This window comes from Oceanimonas sp. MB9, assembly GCF_011319775.1.
Taxonomy (GTDB): domain Bacteria; phylum Pseudomonadota; class Gammaproteobacteria; order Enterobacterales; family Aeromonadaceae; genus Oceanimonas; species Oceanimonas doudoroffii.
Map to the genome: position 1 here is coordinate 499,410 of NZ_VFBE01000009.1, position 18,409 is coordinate 517,818.

The following is an 18,409-nucleotide window of genomic DNA, read 5'->3' on the forward strand; positions in this document are numbered from 1 at the left end:
CCTAAATAATAAACCCTAAGCTTTTTTAAAGTGTGAAAATGAGCATGCTCGTTGACGCTCAGACGTTGCTCACTATCCCCGAATGTAAAGCAAGTAACTTTATGATCTGACGCGTGTTTTTATGGTACAGCCGTTCTTTTTGAGCATGACTGTGCAGCAATATGCGCATGCTTGCTTGGGGGCAAAAAATATACTTTATAAAAATCAGTTTTTTCCTTAGCTAGGACACGCTACCGCCCATCGCTGTGCTGAGGCGTAAGCGCATGCCTGAAAAACCTATTTGAGTCCATTTTTGGCGCGTAAGGCTCAAAAGGCAACGAAAAATACTCGTTTGGCTAGGTTTTGGTGTGTTTTGGTTGAGTTGTGGCCGGTTTGAGGGTGGTTTCGGCGATGGGTGGGGGAGGGAGTGTTAGGCAGGTATTGGTAGAGCTTGAAGGTGCGCATGGATTCCCGCCTTCGCGGGAGCGACGGATGAAGTGTGTGACCGACGCGGAAGGGGCGGGTTTGGCGTTGTCTGATCTGGGTTCCCGTCCCCGTCTGCACGGGATGACGTTCCTTCGCGGGAACGACAAGGCAGGCAGTAAAAAGCCGGCCATGGGGCCGGCTTTTGTGTTCTTTTAGCGGGAATACCGCTCGGCGCGTTTGCCGCGCAGTTTCTTCTTCTTGGGCCCGGCTTTTTCGGTGCCGGTCTTTTTCAGCCGTACCGGGCTGGGGCTGCGTTTTTTATCGCTGCCAATGCGGTTGGCTTTGGCCTTGCCCTGGCCTTCGGTGCCTTCCAGCTCAATGGTGGTGGCGGTGGCCTTGTTGGAGCGACCGGAGAGCACCTTGCGGGAGATCTTTTTCAGCAGCGGATTTCGGTCTGAGACCTCATAGCCCGGCTTGTTAATGCGCTTGATGGGGGCACCAATCAGCTTTTCTATGCGCGCCAGGGTCTGCTCTTCTTCCCGGCTCACAAAGGAGATGGCCTTGCCCGGGGCGCCGGCGCGGCCGGTGCGGCCAATGCGGTGCACATAGTCTTCCGGCAGGTAGGGCAGGTTGAAGTTCACCACATGGTCCAGGCCCTGAATGTCCAGGCCGCGGGCGGCCACTTCGGTGGCAATCAGTACCTGCAGCTTGGCAGATTTAAAGTCGGCAATGGCCCGGCGGCGGTTGCCCTGGCTCTTGTCGCCGTGGCACACGGCGGCGTTGATCTTGTTCTTTTTCAGGCCTGCCAGCAGGCGGTCGGCCTGCTCCTTGGTGCTGGTAAACACCAGCACCTGAAACCAGTTCTTTTCTGCCAGCAGTTGTTCAAACAGCTCGATTTTGCGGTTTTCTTCCACCGGATACACCGCATGGCGCACGGTGTCGGCGGTGCTGTTAATGCGGGTAACGCGAATTTGCTGGTGGTTGTGCAGCACCTTGTGGGCCAGCTCGTTCACCGCCGGCGAGGTGGTAGCGGAAAACAGCAGGGTCTGGCGCTTGGGCGCGGTCAGCTGCATCAGCTTGAGCACGTCGGTAATAAAGCCCATGTCGAGCATGCGGTCGGCTTCATCCAGCACCACAAACTCCACGTCGGTCAGGGCCAGGTTGCCCAGGGTAATGTGCTCCATCAGCCGGCCGGGGGTGGCAATCACCAGATCGGTGCCGGCCTGCAGTTTGTTGGCCTGGCCACCCATTTTCACGCCGCCATAAAGCGCGGTCACGCTCAGGGCCAGATATTTGGCATAGGCGGTAATGTTGTCGGCCAGCTGCTCGGCCAGCTCCCGGGTGGGGGTCAGGATCAGCGCGCGCGGGCGGCGCTCTACCGTGGCCTTGGGGGTGTCGAGCATGCGCTGCAGCACGGGCAGGGCAAAGGCGGCGGTCTTGCCGGTGCCGGTCTGGGCGGTTACCTGCAGATCCTTGCCACGGCGGGCCGGCACTATGGCCTGGGTCTGTACCGGGGTCATTTCACTGTAGCCACAGTCTACCAGCGCACGGTGCAGCTCGGGGGCCAGATCCAGAGATGAGAATTGCATAAGAGTTCCTCTGTAGTGTCGCTACAGTCAAAAAAATGAGGGTGGAATATACAGCATTTTACGCGCTTGGGGTAATCAGGCTGGTGCGCGCGGTGTTGGCGGCAAAATAAATGAGGGGTTAACCAATGTGGCCGGCGGCAAGGGTGCCGCCGGCCACAGGGGGAGCGAGGGTCTGCACACCGGGCGGGTTATGCCCGGCTTGCAGTTACCGAAGGTTTATATGTTCGGCTTAGCGCAGGCTCACGTATTGGCTCTTCATGTAAGACTCCAGGGCTTCAATGCCGCCCTCAACGCCATAGCCACTGTCGCCCCAGCCGCCCAGCGGCACTTCGGCAATGTGGGCCGGCACGTCGTTCACGCCAATGGTGCCGGCAAACAGCTGTTCACTCACGCGGCGGCGGCGGGCCACGTCGTTGGTAAAGAAGTAGGCGGCCAGGCCGTAGTCCACGCTGTTGGCGATTGCTATTACTTCTTCTTCGCTGGAGAAGGGCAGAATGGGCACAACGGGGCCAAAAATTTCGGTGCTCATCAAATCGGCGTTGTGGCTCACGTTGGTCAGCACGGTCGGGGCAAAGAAAAAGCCCTTGTCGCCCAGGCGCTCGCCGCCCACTTCAACCTTGGCACCCTTGGCCACGGCGTCTTCCACCAGATGCTGCATGGCCTGCAGCCGGCGCTCGTTGGCCAGCGGGCCCATCTGGGTATTGCTGTCGGCGCCATTGCCCACGGTCAGTGCCCGGGCGTGCTCGGTAAAGCTGGCCACAAACTGGTCATACAGCGACTCATGCACAAAGAAGCGGGTAGGAGACACGCACACCTGACCGGCGTTGAAGAACTTTTTGGCCACCAGCATTTTGGCCAGAGGCTCTACGTCCATATCATCAAAGATGATCACCGGGGAGTGACCGCCCAGCTCCATGGTGACCGGTTTCATCATTTCGCCGGCCTTGGCGGCCAGCAGCTTGCCCACCGGTGAGGAGCCGGTAAAGGTAATTTTGCGAATGGCCGGGTGGGCAATCAGTGCGCTGGAAATCTCGGCCGGCTTGCCCAGCACCATGTTCAGGGTGTTGCCGGGCACGCCGGCATCCAGCAGGGCTTTAATCAGCTCTACCGCCGATCCCGGGGTTTCTTCCGCTGGCTTCACCACGCAAGAGCACCCTGCGCCCAACAGGCCGGCCAGTTTCTTGGCGGTGAGCACCACCGGAAAGTTCCAGGGGGCAAAGGCGGCCACCACGCCCACGGGCACCTTGCGAATTTCAATGGTGTTGCCCTGGTCACGGCCATTGATCAGGCGGCCGGCCACGCGGCGGGCCTCTTCGCCACCCCATTCAATAAAGTCGGCGGCGCGTTCTACTTCGCCCAGGGCTTCCGCCAGCGGCTTGCCCTGCTCTTCGGTGAGAATGCCGGCAATGTGCTGTTTGCGCTCGCGCAGCAGGCCGGCGGCGCGCACCAGAATGGCGCCTTTTTCCCACTGGGGCACGGCCTTCCACTCGACCAGGCCCTGGGTGGCAGAGGCAATGGCCCGGTCAATGTCGGCAGCGGTGGCGTGACAAAATTGGGCCACGGTTTCTTCGGTGGCCGGGTTGATCACGGCTTCGGTTACGCCGTCGGCACCGTTGGTCCAGCGGCCTTCAATATGGAGTTGGTAGGTTTTCATAGGTCGTCCTGATGTCGCTTGCGGTTGCATTCAATATTCGTGAAAAGGGCAGGCCTGTGGCCGTGCCCTGGTCATTTACTGCTCCATCACAATGGAGGCCCGGGTCACTTTGCGGTCCATTGAGTCACACAATGCCTGCTCTATGCACTCGAGGGAATACTCGGCGTCCATCATTTTGTGAAAGGGCAGCTTGTCGATGTTGTCGCTCAAAAACTGCAGCGACTTGTTCAGGTAGCGGGGCTGGTAACGCATGATCGGCATAATGGAAATCTGGTTTCGGGTCAGGTAGCCAGGGTCAATGGCCACGGTTTTGCCCGGGGTAACGTTACCCATGGTGATCAGCGTGCCGCCGCTGCAGACCAGCTCAATGCCTTCCGCAAAGGCGTCGGTCACGCCGGCCACTTCCAGGCACAGGTCGGCGCCCCGGCCTCTGGTCAGGGCTTTTACCGCCTGAATGCGTTCTTCCTTGGTGGGCAGCTCTTTTATGTTCAGCACATGGTCGGCACCAAATTCTTTAGCCAGGGCCAGGCGAGCGGCGTCGGCGTCAATCACAATCACGGTGGCGCCCTTGCTCTTGGCAATGGCGGTGGCATAAATGCCGAGGCCGCCGGCCCCCTGAATAACCAGGGTGTCCTGAATGGTCACGCCCGCCTGCTCAATGCCGTAATACACCTGAGACAGGGCGCAGTTGGCGCCGGCGGCCAGTTTGTCGGGCACATTGTCGGGCACCTTGTAAAAGAACTGGCCCGGGTGAATGTAATAGTGGGTAGAGAAGGTGGTGTGAAAGTGCGGCGCTTCTTCCGGCTGCTTGGCCCAAAAGCTGAACACGTTCTCACACAGGTTCAGCTTGCCCGACTGGCAGGAAGGGCAACGCTGACAAGAGATGAAATAGGTGGCGGCAATGCGGTCCCCCACCTTTACCGGCTGGCCGGCGTTGTCGGTGGTCACGCCTTCACCCAGCTGGTGTATCAGGCCCACGGTTTCGTGGCCCAGGCCGCCGTTCTTCTTGGGGTGATGGCCGGCCCAGATGTGCAATTCGGAGCCGCACACGTTGCTGCACAGCACCTTTACCATCACGGCGCCCGGGGCGGGAGCAGGAACCTCATATTCCTGATATTCCAGACTGCCGGGCTGGTTCATCACTGCAATTTTACCTTTCATACCATTAACTCCATTAATCGGTTCACATTAGGTTCTGAAAGCTGACGGCCCTACGCAAGCTATCAGCATGCGGGGTTGTGGTTAGCTGGCCAACACCTTGTCAACAATATGCTGAGACAAACCGAGGTAGGACGAGGGTGACAACACCTGCTTGAGGGTGACCTGGTCCATATGCCGGGTAACGTCTTCCCGCTGCGACAGAGCGTCAAACAGCGATTCGTCGTTGGCCTGAGCCTCGCGGCAGGCTTCATAAACAATATCATGGGCGGCCTGCCTGCCCACGTGCGGGGCCAGCGCCATCATGGCCGACTCGGCAACAATCAGCCCCTTGCTGATGTTGAGGTTGCGGGCCATTTTGTCGGGGAACACTTCCAGCCCTTCCAGCAGGAACACGGCCTGAGACAGTGCGCAGTGTGCCAGCACAAACACCTGGGGCAGGGCGATCCACTCCGCATGCCAGGGGCCGGTGGCCCGTTCAAAGTCGGCTTCCTGGGCGTCCATCAACAGGCTGGCGGCCTTGGCCACCCCCAGGTTGCAGCCGCGAATCACCTCGCAGGAAATGGGGTTGCGCTTTTGCGGCATGGTCGACGAGGCACCGCGATCCTTGACGAAGGGCTCTGCGGTTTCGGAGATTTCGTCCATGCACATGATCATCACGTCAAAGGCAATCTTGCTGAGCGAGCCGGTCATCAGCGCCAGGTTGCAGCCCACTTCGGCAAAGCCGTCGCGGGCGGCGTGCCAGGGCGCAATGGGAGTGAACAAGTCCAGCTCGTTGGCCACGGCCTCGGTTAAATGCTCGGCCTTGTCGCCAATGGAGGCCAGGGTACCGGCGGCGCCCCACAGTTGGGCGTTGAGCACTCGGGGGCGCATGTCTTCCAGCCGGGCCCGAGCACGGCGCATGCTGTCCAGCCAGATGGCGGCCTTGTAGCCAAAGGTAACCGGCAGGGCATGCTGCAGATGGGTGCGGCCGGCCATCACGGTGTTGCGGTGTTCGCTGGCCAGCACCGCCAGGGCGTTTTCCACCCGCTTGAGATCCTGGTCGATCAGCGCCAGGCCATCGCGAATTTGCAGCACCGAGGCGGTGTCCATAATGTCCTGGGTGGTGGCGCCCCAGTGCACATAGCCACCGGCTTCCTTGCCCGCTGCCGCGGCCAGCTGGCGCACCAGCCCGAGAATGGGGTAACCCACGGTGCCGGTGTCGTGGGCCAGGCGGTCCATATCAATCTCAACGGTGCCGGCCGCGTCGTCTATTTGGCGGGCGGCATCGGCCGGAATCATGCCAAGCTTTGCCTGCGCCCGGGCCAGCGCGGCTTCGGTGTCCAGAAACGCCTTTACGCGCGCCTCGTCGTTAAAGACCGACTGCATGGCCTGTGAGTGAAACAGGGGGGAAAATATTTTTGAGTCAAGAATGGAGGAGGTCATTCTGCATATCCTCGCTGTGGGATAGAGGTGGTTGAAATAAAATTGTCCGTACAAATCGTGTATTCACACTAGCACCGGTGAAAATATTTGTCCATACATATTTTGTTGGAAGTCAGGGCGATGGATCATGGCTGAACAAGCCGGTGTTTAAACACCGGAAAGGGGCTCACTGCGCCATTAAATGTTATTTAATATCAGTTGGTTATGGTTTTTCGAGGGCGTGAGTATGCAGCCGGCGACGCCACCGGCTGCGGTAGTAGGGTTTTCTGGGCGGCCACGGGGTTTTGTGTCGGCCTTATTTGGGCTTAATAGGCCCCCACCAGCTTGGGAACGAACAGCACCAGCTCCGGAAACATCATAACCACGGCCACCACGCCAAGCAGCAACAGTAGCCAGGGCAGAATAAGCGAAGCAAAGGCCGGCACAGACACGCGGGTGACTCGGCACAGGGTGAACATCACAATGCCCAGGGGCGGCGTAATGGTGCCCACCGACATAATCAGCGCCAGGATCACGCCAAAGTGAACCGGGTCTATGCCAAACGACACCAGAATGGGCATGACCACCGGAATGGTCATGGTCACAATGGCAATGGCTTCAATAAAACAGCCCAGCACCATATACAGCAATCCCAGCAGCAACAGCAGCACCATGGGGCTTGAGGTCAGCTCGGTCAGCAAACCGGCGGCCGCCTGCGGCGCCTGCTGATAGGCAAGCGACCAGGAAAAGACTGCGGCCATGGCCATGATCAACAAAATGCCGGCCGACTCGACCACGGTTTCCACCACCAGCTGCCAGGCCTGGCGCATGCGCAGGCCCTGTTTGGCAGCCAGGGCAACCACAAGGGCATAAAAGGCCGCGACCGCGCCCGACTCCGTGGCGGTAAACACGCCGGTCAATATGCCGATGACAATAATAAAGGGAGTGATCAGGGCGGGAATGGCCTGCCATGCCTCTACCCTGACGTTGGCGATGTTAAAGGGAATGCGCTCAACGGCTTTTTCCCGCCGGGCCAGCACAGACACCATCACCATCATGGCAATGGCCATGATAATGCCGGGCACAACGCCACCCAGAAACAACGCCCCAATGGAGGTGCCCGAGGCAATGCCATACACGATCATGATGATACTGGGAGGAATAATGGGTCCGACGGTGGCCGAGGCGGCGGTAACGCCAACGGCAAAGCGCCGGCTGTAGCCCGCCTTCTCCATGGCTCTGACCTCAACGGCCCCCAGGCCACCGGCATCGGCCACGGCCGAGCCGGACACACCGGCAAACAGGAAAGACGCCATCACATTGGCATGGCCCAGGCCTCCATACATCCAGCCAACCAGGGCCTTGCCCAGATCCATAATGCGATCCGTAGCGCCGCTGGCATTCATCAGCTTGCCGGTGAGAATAAAAAAGGGCAGGGCCAGCAGGGTGTAGGAGTCAACCCCCTTGGCGGCCATTTGCACAAAGCTGGCCAGGGGCACCTCTTCCACAACAAAAAACACCACCGACACCACGGCCAGTGCGAATGCCACGGGAACATCCATCAGCATCAGGGCAATGACGCCGACAATCATAAAGAAAAGCATGAAGATCTCCTCAGGCCGTTGGGCAATTCATGCCGTCTGCGGGTTTCAGCTTGCCCGGCCGGCGGTCATCGCCGAGATGGCGCAATGCATTGGCCACGGCATAAAAAATAATGAGTCCGCCACCCACCACGGCGGGCAGAAAGAACAGGCTTCTGGAAAAGCCCAGACTGGTGGAGTGATCCGGTAACGCCAGCTCCACGATGGTGATGCCCTGCCAGCACAGCACCACGCCCACCGCGGCAACCAGCACATTAATAACAACGCGAAAGGCGCGCTGCAGGGCGTTTGGCAGCCGGTTTACCAGCAGATCCACGGCAAGGTGGTTTTCGTCTCGAGTGGCAGCGGCGGCGGCGAGAAAAGTCATCCAGATAAGCAGCAGGCGGGCCACTTCTTCGGTCCAGCTGGCCGGGTTATCCAGGGCATAGCGCCTGAATACCTGCAACCAGGACAGCCAGAGAATGATGATAAACATGGCGCTGGCCAGGGCTTCAACGCCATGGTGGTAGACAAGTCTGAACAGTTGGGTGGCTGAATTACGCATTACGGAGCGCTCCCAGGCGGTGGTTCAACAAAGCGGGCGGCACCGCCGCCCCTGGTATCGAAACAACAATTACCGAGCGGCCTGGATCTGGTCGAACAGCTCCTGGCCCCATACGTTCATCTTGGCGTCATAGATGGGTTGCACCGACTGCTGAAAGGCGCTGTAGTCGGTATCTACAAAGGCCACCCCTTTGCCCACGATTTCTTCACGCAGGGCGCTTTCTCCTTCCAGCACCAGCCGGGTGTTGAGTTCGCCGGCATTTAGGGCGGCCAGGGTCACCATGGCGGCCAGATCATCGGGCAGCTTGTTCAACCATCGGTTGTTCACGATCACCACGTTGGAGTAGAGATAGTGCTCGGTAAGGGCCACATGGCTGCCAAGCTCGACAAAACCGCCCTTTATCATCCAGTCAAAGGGCAGTTCAATGGCATCTACCACTCCCGTTTTCATGGCGGCATTGGCTTCAGGAAACGCCAGTGGCACCGGGTTGGCTCCCATGCCTTTCCAGAGATCGTTATAAAGGGGCACGCCGGCAGGCACGCGGATTTTGATGCCGCCGAGATCTTTCGGGGTGGTGGCCGCCTGTTTCATCAGGGTGTGGCGAGTGCCCTGTTGCCAGTTGGCGGCAAGTACACTGATGCCGGTGCGGCCCTGATATTCATTCCACAGCGACTGACCAATGGGGCCGTTCAGCACCTTGCTCATGTGATCCCGGTCATTCCACAGGTAATACATGTTAAGAATGTCCAGTTTCTTGAGCTTGCCACTCATCACCGGCGTACCAATGCTGGCGGCCTGAATGGTGCCCAGCGCCACCTGATCCTGCAGCTCAATTTCACCGCCCAGCTGGCCCCCCGGGAACAGCCTGACCTTGATTTGCCCATTCGAGTTTTGCTCCACTTCCCTGGCGAAGTGTTGGGCGGCCACTTCCACCGGGTGGCCGGTGGGGGCAATCAGGCCCAGCTTCATGGAATAGTCGGCGGCAAAGGCCAGGGGCGTTAGCGCCAAGGAGGCCAGCGCGGAGACAAGTTTTCCTGTTACACGGGGTTTTCTGCTGCTGTTCATTGTCCACTCCCAATCAGTCAATGTTGATGTCGATCCTTCGTTCTCCCGTTGGCTCCACGGCCGTGCTGCGGGCGTGAGATGCCGGGCTTCAAACACGAATGTGCAGACCAAAGCTTGATGCCGGTCACGGCAATCGCCACCCTGAATGCTATATTTGTCCGTACAAATGAGGTGATTTTAACGCTAACATCGAGCAAACAATTTGTCCATACATATTTAACGATTCCGTTGCGCTAGCAGGTCCGCCTGAACGGCGGTAAAGATCATGATGAACAGGGCTGAGAGTGTGCTTCTGCTGAGTCTGATGACACGCCAACGGGCAAGGCCGGGCGATTCGGTGCATGTGTTTATGCCTGCCGAATTAAGGTAATATCATGATTAAATTGATTTTATTTAATGAGAACCAAACCAATGGGAAAGGCAGCTCCTCGCTATATAGAAATCGCGGAGAAATTGGAAAGCGATATTCAAAAAGGCCTGTACGCTGTTGGTGATCTGCTGCCAACCGAGGCCCATTTGTGTAAAACCTATGAAATCAGCAGGTTCACGGCGCGCAATGCGCTGGCCATTCTTGAAGACAAGGGGCTTATTCAGCGCACCCAGGGCCGGGGGAGCGTGGTGGTGTCGTTGCAAACCTCCATGTTCAAGGACACCTGGTCTTCCATTGATGAATTGCTGGCCCATGCGGGCACGGTTCATACGGTATTTGAGTCGGTCAAGGAAATTACCGTCGACGAAGGGCTGGCCGCAAAACTGGGGTTTGCTGCCGGTGAGCCGCTGATCCAGATAGACGGCCTGCGTTACCAGAAGGAAGGGGCCGAGCAGTACCCTATTTGTACGCTTAAGATCTGGATTCCTGCCCAGTTCAAGTCCGTGGTTGAAGAGCTTTCCCAGCTGAAAGGTTCGGTGGCCTACCTGCTGGAGAAACAGTTCGGCAAGCAGTCAACCCAGGTTGATCAGGCCATCTCTGCCTGCATTATTCACCGTGATGTGGCAGACCAGCTGGAGGCGCAGGAAGGCGAGGCCGCGTTGCACCTGGTGCGAAAGTTTATCGACGATAAAAACGAAATTTTTGAAGTCAGTGAGTCCGTGTTGCCGGCAAGCCGCTTTACCTACAATATGAGGCTAAGACGCAGCTGAATGCAGGCCTTGCGCATCCGGTTATCCCTGATCACAGGGATAACCTTAATACTTACTTATTGCTGAGTGTAAGTGGACTTGATCCAGTCAATAAACACCTTTTCTTTCTCCGATATAAACTGTTCGGCCGGCTCCAACAAAAAAAAGTCTTCCGTTGTTTTCAATTCGCGATCATCCAGCCTGACCAGGCTGCCATCCTGCAAGAAGTGGTCAACCAGCGAGTTGATGCCCAGTGATATGTAATCTCCCGAAATCGATGCCTTGTAGGCGAGCAGGTTGCTTTCAACGTAAAGGCTGGCCGACTTGCCGCCTGCATGAACACCCATTTCCTGAAGCCACTCCGTCCAGCCGGTTTTGTTTCCCATGACCGATACCAAAGGGTAGTCAAGAATGTGCTCCGGTTTGGTGATGTTGCGTTTGGTCTTTGGGGAGCAGACCGGAAAGATGCTGTCGTTGGTTAACCGGTGAACCTTGGCATCACTCCAGGTGCCATCACCATACCTGATTTCTATTTCATTGCCGATATTGCGAAAGTCAGACAGCCAAAGCATGGTGTATATTTCAATGCTGGTGTTGGGGTGTGCATGGTAAAAAGCAGAAATATGCCTCGACAGCCATACATCCACGAAGGAGTAATTTGACTTGATGGTGATGGTGTCTTTTTGCTCGAAACCAAACAGTTTTTCGGTGGCAACGGAAATGTTGTCTAACGACACTCTTATTACGTTGTAGTAGTGCTTGCCTACGTCTGTAAGCACAATGCCTTTTTTGCCTCTTATAATAAGGCGTTTGCCAAGGTAGTCTTCCAAAGATTTAATTTGCTGGCTAACGGCGGATTGAGAAACATTGAGCTTTTCAGAGGCCTCAGTGATCGAGCCGGATTCGACGATAACCTTGAAAACAAACAGCCAGTTATGTGGTGGAGGCCTTCTCATATTATTTTCCAGTTTAAGCTGATTGAAATGAACCGGTTGTTCAATTTTTCATGATGAAAAGTATAGTCGGCTTTATAACATATTGAACCAGGTAGCAAAAGCACTCACGGTCAGTTGGCTTGCGTTCTGAACGCTGGCGCTATAAACACAACAATCCCCGCCAGGGTGAGGATTGTTGTGTTTATACATTGCGGCACGAAGTGGCTATTTAACCCACCGTGTTCTCATCTTTTACCAAGGTGGCGTTATCTACTTTTTTCTGGTTGGTGGCGGGCTCACCCTGAAGTTTATACATGGTCTGAATCTCTGCCGACGTAAGGTGTGCATACTCTTCACGCATATAAACGATAGTTTTGTAGAGCATGAATGATGTCAGGACCATTATGGGCAGGGCAAACACCAGGATCGCCGATTGCATCGACTGTACGGGAGCATCCACAATAATAAAAATGGTTGGCAGGGCAACAATGACCAGGCACCAGAACATTTTCAGCAGGGTAGACGGATTGTTGTTTTCGTCCAGTTTGTTCTGTGTATTACAGGCTACGGTAAATACAGAGCCGTCCAGTGTGGTTACCAGCAGCAAAAAAGTGGAGGTAATAAATACAACCAGCATGATGGAGGGCAGCGGCAGTGTGTTGAGCGCCTGTACAATGGCTTCACTGGCCTGGCCGTCTGCCACCATTTTGCTGATGTTGACCTTTTCGTCGAGCTCGGTCTTCATCATGAAAGAACCAACAATCGAGAACAGCGAAGTTACGCCTACGGTACCGCCCCCAATCATGCAGGCTACCACTTCACGAATGGTGCGTCCCTTTGACACCTTGGTTACGAATACACACATCAGCGGAATAAAGATCATCCAGTATGCCCAGAAGTAGGCAGTCCAGGATTGCGGGAATTTGGCCTGATTGATGGCATCGGTATACAAGCTCATCATCACGAAATTCTGGGCCCAAATTGCAATGGAGGAGCTGGTGTTTTCGATAATAAACTGGGTTGGGCCAAACAGCAGTATGTATACAATCAGCGCGATAACAAAGTAGGTGCCATAGTTGCTGATCCTCTGCATGCCTTTTTCAATGCCAAAGAAGGAGCTGGTGATCAAAATGGCTGCCACCACACCCAGCATCAGCACTTTCATGAACAAGGAGTTCTCAATACCCAAAAGCAATGAGACGGCGGCTGAAACAATGGGCACCCCCAGAGACAGCACAATGATCAGGCCAAAGGTCAGGGTGATCGGATATGCGATATCAATCACGCGACCAACAACCCTGGCGGTGGTTTTGTTTGTGATCATGGAAATGACCACATCGCTGATCTTCAGTGAACGGTTTTTCCGAATGTAAAAGGAGTACATTACGGGTATGGCGGTAACGCAATAGATGGTCCAGCCAATGACTCCCCAGTGATGCAGGCTGTAAGTTACCGCCCATTCAGCCGCGGTGACCGAGCCTGATTCAATGGCAAATGGCGGTGTTTTAATATAGTAGGACCATTCCAGAAAAGCCCAATAAATGGTGCCGGAACCAAAGCCCGCCATGGCCATCATGGCGATGTAGGAGAATGTGGAGAATTCCGGTTTCTCGTTTCCCATGCGAATATTGCCATATTTACTGAAGGTAAAAAAAACGGCAAGAATAAGGAGCCCAAAGGCAAACCAAAGAATGGGGGTGCCGAAGTTATAGGCGATGAGGGTGAATATGTCACCTGCAAACGTGATCGCTTTGTCGGGTTCTATCAAAAAGAACAATGATATTGCCGAGACAATAATCAGTGAGGTTGCGATTGTGAACCTGTCAAAATTGCTTTTTCCCTGCGTACTTATCATCATGTTTTTCCTGTTGATCAGTAAGTAACATCCACATTGTTGCGGGTCAGATCCTGTTGCCAATTAATGATGGTGTGATGTCTGGTCAGGCAAAGTGGTGAGCCCAACTCATTGTTGAGTTGGGCAATGTTTTATATAACGCCGTTCTTTCTGGTTTCTGTTGATTCAAAAATCGAGATGACGGGCTCATCCCAGGGGTGTGTTTCAAAAATCATTTCAACAACCTGGGACAGCAGTTGCTTGTCCCTGGGAATTGAAAATTCCACCTGCGTAGAGGCGATGGAAAAAGGTGCGTCGATTGAACCACCCCATGTGTCCGAGCCTGCACGAGGGGTGCACCTTTCTATACCAGGGTGGGAGCACCATGAAACGCCGTCATAGTTACCATACTTCAGGTTGGTCACACGCTGAACCGCACTCAGAACCTTTTCCACATATTCTTCAATAACATAAACCTTTATGCGAAAGGTCTCTACAAACATAATCTGGCTCATTTTTCCTTGTCCTTACTCGTAATAACCATCGGTTGATTTGATAAGCGTGCTGAACTGCTCGGCATCATGGCCAAACCAGACTTTTGAATCGGTCTGATGAGAGAGTTTTTTGATCCTCTCGATGGTTTTCATATATCCAATCGAGTCATAAATGGTGGCGGGAAGACGGGCCGGCGGACCATAGTTCTCGGCAGAATAAACGGCATCGGATGCCAGGATTAAGCCGCCGTGATCAGGCAGGTCAATATGTAGCCCCAGCATGCCAAAGGAATGTCCACTGCCCAGGTTCAATATTTTTATGCCATCGAGCAGTTCCAGGTCATCTTCGTCTCCCTGTACTACACGCCAGGTAAGATCATTTTTGATCCATGCATCAATGTCATCCCAAATAAAACCATCGGCACTGCGGTTCTGGGCATAATTGGACAGGGCGGCATTGAACTCATTCTGGTGCACAATGATTTTTGCGTTGGTGAAAAGCTCCAGGCAACCAGAGTGGTCCAGGTGCAGATGGGACACCACCACATAGTCAATATCACGGGGATCAAAGCCAATTTCTTCCAGGCGGCTGTGCAGGTGGCAATCCTGTCCGTTTACTTCCGCCGTAAAGTGCAGCAGCTTTTGAATTTCTTCGGGCCAGCGGCCGCCTTCCCCCATACCGTTGGGATTGCAGGCGGTGTCAAACAAGACCTTGCCATCGGGATGATCGATTAATACCGTGTAAATGGGAAACTCAATCATCTGAGCCGGCTTATTGGGCTCGTCAATGGTGGCGGGGTTGTGCATGCTGACCATAAAGTTTTTGTCCATGGTCATGCGTCCATTATCCATCACATAGACCTTGGGCGTCTTTTTAATAATGTTTGACATAATCAATCCCTTTGCGTGGAGTTTGTTAAGTAATTGCATCTTCTACGGTGCTGATGGTGACAAATGCGTAACAAAAACAAAATTCGTATTCTTAATGTCAAACAGTAGATGTGCTTATGTGACGAGTGGGGGGAGCGCATGAGCCACATCCTCCATGCCGGGCGGCACCTCACCAACTATTCGATTTTTCAATGAGTGGCATTTCAATATTTAATTTTCAAATGGTTGGTGTGGCTTCTACCATGCAAAGGGTGAGTTTTGCTCAAAACGGGTTTCAGAAGGAGCTGCTTGTGATGCTTTCGCGTTTATCCATTCACCTTGTCTGGTTGGGAACCTTGCTAATGTCTGTGGTGACGATGGCCAGCGAGCCGGAGCAAGAATTGTGGGCGGCAGCCATGAAGGGCGATGCCCCGCGCATTACCACGCTGCTGAACGCCGGCGCTAAACTGGAAAGCCAGGATGACCACGGTCGTACCGCACTGATGCTGGCCACCCGCCATAACCGGATTGGAGCGGCTCAAGTGCTGATCGCCGCCGGCGCCGATGTGAATGCCAAAGATCATATTCACGACAGCCCCTACCTGTATGCCGGCGCCAGGGGGCATAACGAGATCCTTGAACTGACTCTGGCCCACGGCGCCGATCTGGCCAGCACTAACCGCTACGGCGGCACCGCGCTTATTCCCGCCGCCGAACGTGGCCATGTCGACACGGTATCCATGCTGATCGCCGCCGGGGTAAATGTGGATCACATCAACCGGCTGCACTGGACCGCCCTGATGGAGGCCATTGTGCTGGGGCAGGGCGGGCCGGAACACACCAAGATTGTGGCGCTGCTGCTCGACGCCGGCGCCGACCCCAACATTGCCGATACCGACGGCATCACTCCGCTGCAGCATGCTCGAAAGCGCGGCTACACCGACATGGTGAAGCTGTTGGAGCAGGCCGGCGGCCGCTGATTTTTTTGTTTAACCGGAACCCATTGATGACCACTCAATCCCGCTCTGTTGCCTACGGGCAGGGCGCCATGCTGTTGCTGGTGGTGCTTGTTGGCCTGAACCTGCGCCCCTTTATTACCGGCCCGGGCCCGGTAATGGAGATGATTCGCACCGGCACCGGCCTCAGCTATGTGGGCATGTCGCTGATCACTCTGCTGCCGTTTTTGCTGATGGGCGTGGGGGCCTTTGTTTCACCTCATTTGCAGGCCCGCTGGGGCACCCGCCGGGGGCTGCTCACCGCCCTGGCGCTGCTGATGCTGGGCTCGGGCCTGCGACTGATGGTGCCAAACGGTGCCGCGCTGCTGTTTACCGCGCTGCTTTGCGGCATGGGTGTGGCCTTTGTGCAGTCGGTGTTTCCCGGCATCATCAAGCAGCAGTTTGCGGGGCGCATGGCCATGGTTACCGGGCTGTATTCCGCCATGATCATGGGGGGCGGAGCCTTTGGCGCCCAGCTTACGCCCTGGCTGGCGGGCAGCGAGCATCACTGGCAACAGGCGCTGGCCTGGCTGGCGCTGCCGGTGGCCCTGGCCTGGCTGTGTGCCCACCGCGTGTTGACGGAGCAGGGTGGCAAGCGCCCCGAGCCTGGGCTGGCGAAGCGCCTGCTGGCCCGGCCCCGCACCTGGCAGCTAATGCTGTGTTTTGGCCTGGTAAACGCTGGTTACTCCACCATGGTGACCTGGCTGGCACCTTATTATCAGCAACTGGGCTGGAGTGCGGCGAGCAGCGCCGGCCTGGTGTCGGCCATGGCGGTGGCCCAGGCTATTGCGGCGGTCGGCATTACCCTGCTGGCCCGGGGTCAGGACCGGCGCCCCTGGCTATGGCTTACCCTGTTGTTGCAGCTCACCGGCTTTGCCGGCCTGTTGCTGCAGCCCGAGCTGGCGCCCTGGCTGTGGGTGGCGGTGTGCGGCATGGGCCTGGGCGGCAATTTCTCCATGTCGCTGGTCACGGCGCTGGATCACCTGCCGCAGCCCCAGCAGGCCGGCGTATTGACCGCCTTGATGCAGGGGGGCGGCTTTTTGCTGGCGGCCCTGGGGCCGCTGGTGGTGTCGTTGCTGCTGGAGCGCACCGGCACTTTTGCCGCCGGCTGGACCCTGCATCTCGGCCTGGTGAGCCTGGTGCTGCTCACCACCCTGCGCTTTAATCCGCGCCACTACGGCCAGGCCATGGCCGGCTCCTGAGGCCCTTCAGGCTCACATGTTCTGCGCTCATGCGAGCCTGAGTTTTTCTCGCTTTTCCGTCCTTGTTGGCTGTGACACTTTATTAACATTTCTGCGCAGGCAGAAACTGGAAGCAGCGGCCCGGTGCCAGTGTTGATAATGGACATGACAACAAGGATAAATAATGGAAAGTGCAGGCGTTTTCTCGACGGTGGGTTCCAACAGAAAGATTGATCCTTCCCGTCGCCGGGGGCAGTTCAAGCCCGATGGCTCCCTCAATGACAACGACCGGGTCGAAATCGGCCCCACCGAACTGGCCTTTGCCGAATGGCAGGCGCGGGGGCTCACGCCACCCACCTTAAGCCGCATGCGGGAATACCGGCTGCAGCGTATTGTCGGTGAGCTGCAAAAGCGGGATCTGGCCGGCGTGCTGCTGTTCGACCCGCTTAATATTCGCTATGCCACCGACACTACCAACATGCAGCTGTGGATCACCCACAACCATGCCCGGGCCTGTTTTGTGTCGGCGGCGGGCCATGTGATCCTGTGGGACTTTCATAATTGCGAGCACCTGTCGGCCCACTTGCCGCTGGTAAAAGAGGTGCGCGGCGGCGCCGCCTTTTTCTATTTCGAAACCGGCAACCGCACCGAGGAGCACGCCGCCAAATTTGCCGCCGAGGTGCAGTCGGTGCTGCGAGAGCACGGTGGCAACAACCGGCGGCTGGCGATAGACAAAATCGAAATGGCCGGTTTTACCCAGCTGCAGCGCCTTGGCATTGAAATGAGTGACGGCCAGGAGGTAATGGAGCTGGCCCGGGCCATCAAGAACGAAGACGAAGTCAACGCCATGCGCTGCGCCATTGCCTCTACCGAAATCGCCATGGCACAAATGCAACAGGCCTCGGTGCCGGGTGTCACCGAAAACGACATCTGGTCCATTCTGCATGCGGAAAACATTCGTCGGGGCGGCGAGTGGATCGAATGCCGCATTCTGTCTTCCGGCCCGCGCACCAACCCCTGGTTTCAGGAATGTGGCCCCCGGGTGGTGCAGGCGGGTGAGCTGCTGGCCTTTGACAGTGATCTTATCGGCCCTTACGGCATCTGCGCCGACATTTCCCGCACCTGGCTGATTGGCGACCACGCGCCCACGGCGGAGCAAAAACACCTGTATCGCGTGGCCCATGAGCATATTCAGCACAACATGAGCATCCTCAAGCCGGGCATGAGCTTTCGGGAAGTGACCGAGGCCGGCCTGTTGCTGCCCGAGCCTTACCGGGCCCAGCGCTACGGCGTAATGATGCACGGTGTGGGGCTTTGTGACGAATATCCCTGCATTCGCTACCCTGAAGATCTGGAAGGCCACGGCTACGATGGCGTGCTGGAGCCGGGCATGACCCTGTGTGTGGAGGCCTATGTGGGCGCCGTGGGCGGCAGGGAAGGGGTCAAGCTGGAAGATCAGGTGCTGATCACCGACACCGGTGTGGAAAACCTGACTTCCTACCCCTTTGAAGCGGTCCTGCTGGCCGATTAGGCCTGTTTTGGCTCCCGTGAAGGCGGGAGC

15 protein-coding genes are annotated in these 18,409 nt (G+C 56.4%); 4 read left to right on the forward strand and 11 right to left on the reverse strand.

The genetic code is table 11. The features are described from left to right. Positions 1–617 precede the first annotated feature (617 nt). From OJHNALOF_RS13705 to OJHNALOF_RS13735, 7 genes are all read right to left on the reverse strand, one after another. The gene (locus OJHNALOF_RS13705) at positions 618–1,994 is read right to left on the reverse strand and encodes a DEAD/DEAH box helicase (RefSeq protein WP_165662360.1); all 1,377 of its coding nucleotides are present in this window, start codon (positions 1,992–1,994) and stop codon (positions 618–620) included. A gap of 229 nt (positions 1,995–2,223) precedes the next feature. After that, on the reverse strand, positions 2,224–3,648 hold the full coding sequence (locus tag OJHNALOF_RS13710) for an NAD-dependent succinate-semialdehyde dehydrogenase (RefSeq protein WP_165662361.1): 1,425 nt from the start codon (positions 3,646–3,648) through the stop codon (positions 2,224–2,226). A 75-nt stretch (positions 3,649–3,723) separates the two neighbouring features. Further along, positions 3,724–4,809 (reverse strand): zinc-binding dehydrogenase, encoded by a 1,086-nt coding sequence (locus OJHNALOF_RS13715; RefSeq protein WP_165662362.1) that lies wholly within the window; start codon positions 4,807–4,809, stop codon positions 3,724–3,726. An 81-nt stretch (positions 4,810–4,890) separates the two neighbouring features. Then, a complete protein-coding gene (locus OJHNALOF_RS13720; RefSeq protein WP_165662363.1) occupies positions 4,891–6,231 on the reverse strand; it encodes an adenylosuccinate lyase family protein in 1,341 nt (446 codons plus the stop codon). A gap of 305 nt (positions 6,232–6,536) precedes the next feature. Continuing rightward, complete coding sequence (locus OJHNALOF_RS13725; RefSeq protein ID WP_165662364.1) at positions 6,537–7,814, reverse strand: TRAP transporter large permease; 1,278 nt, start codon at positions 7,812–7,814, stop codon at positions 6,537–6,539. Between the two features lie 10 nt (positions 7,815–7,824). Beyond that, positions 7,825–8,355 carry a TRAP transporter small permease gene (locus OJHNALOF_RS13730; protein WP_094198955.1) on the reverse strand — a complete coding sequence of 177 codons (531 nt, stop codon included), beginning with the start codon at positions 8,353–8,355 and terminating at the stop codon, positions 7,825–7,827. Positions 8,356–8,424: 69 nt separating this feature from the next. Continuing rightward, positions 8,425–9,420 carry a TRAP transporter substrate-binding protein gene (locus tag OJHNALOF_RS13735; protein ID WP_165662365.1) on the reverse strand — a complete coding sequence of 332 codons (996 nt, stop codon included), beginning with the start codon at positions 9,418–9,420 and terminating at the stop codon, positions 8,425–8,427. 411 nt (positions 9,421–9,831) lie between these two features. Between OJHNALOF_RS13735 and OJHNALOF_RS13740 the strand changes: the two genes are divergently transcribed. After that, positions 9,832–10,560 (forward strand): GntR family transcriptional regulator, encoded by a 729-nt coding sequence (locus OJHNALOF_RS13740; protein WP_165662366.1) that lies wholly within the window; start codon positions 9,832–9,834, stop codon positions 10,558–10,560. A gap of 56 nt (positions 10,561–10,616) precedes the next feature. Here OJHNALOF_RS13740 and OJHNALOF_RS13745 read toward each other — a convergent pair whose 3' ends face one another. The 4 genes from OJHNALOF_RS13745 to OJHNALOF_RS13760 form a co-directional block, all read right to left on the reverse strand. Continuing rightward, a complete protein-coding gene (locus OJHNALOF_RS13745) occupies positions 10,617–11,495 on the reverse strand; it encodes a LysR family transcriptional regulator (RefSeq protein WP_165662367.1) in 879 nt (292 codons plus the stop codon). Positions 11,496–11,703: 208 nt separating this feature from the next. Further along, a complete protein-coding gene (locus tag OJHNALOF_RS13750) occupies positions 11,704–13,332 on the reverse strand; it encodes a BCCT family transporter (protein WP_165662368.1) in 1,629 nt (542 codons plus the stop codon). A 128-nt stretch (positions 13,333–13,460) separates the two neighbouring features. Next, positions 13,461–13,823, reverse strand: coding sequence for a hypothetical protein (locus OJHNALOF_RS13755; RefSeq protein ID WP_094198960.1), 363 nt, complete (start codon positions 13,821–13,823; stop codon positions 13,461–13,463). Positions 13,824–13,835: 12 nt separating this feature from the next. Next, entirely contained in the window at positions 13,836–14,693 is an 858-nt protein-coding gene (locus OJHNALOF_RS13760) for an N-acyl homoserine lactonase family protein (protein WP_094198961.1), read from the reverse strand. Positions 14,694–15,034: 341 nt separating this feature from the next. Here OJHNALOF_RS13760 and OJHNALOF_RS13765 point away from each other — a divergent pair, with 341 nt between their 5' ends. From OJHNALOF_RS13765 to dddP, 3 genes are all read left to right on the forward strand, one after another. Further along, entirely contained in the window at positions 15,035–15,652 is a 618-nt protein-coding gene (locus OJHNALOF_RS13765; RefSeq protein WP_206063712.1) for an ankyrin repeat domain-containing protein, read from the forward strand. 26 nt (positions 15,653–15,678) lie between these two features. Next, entirely contained in the window at positions 15,679–16,869 is a 1,191-nt protein-coding gene (locus OJHNALOF_RS13770; protein WP_165662370.1) for a cyanate transporter, read from the forward strand. A 163-nt stretch (positions 16,870–17,032) separates the two neighbouring features. Further along, positions 17,033–18,379 carry a dimethylsulfonioproprionate lyase DddP gene (gene dddP, locus OJHNALOF_RS13775; protein ID WP_165662371.1) on the forward strand — a complete coding sequence of 449 codons (1,347 nt, stop codon included), beginning with the start codon at positions 17,033–17,035 and terminating at the stop codon, positions 18,377–18,379. Positions 18,380–18,409: the final 30 nt, after the last annotated feature.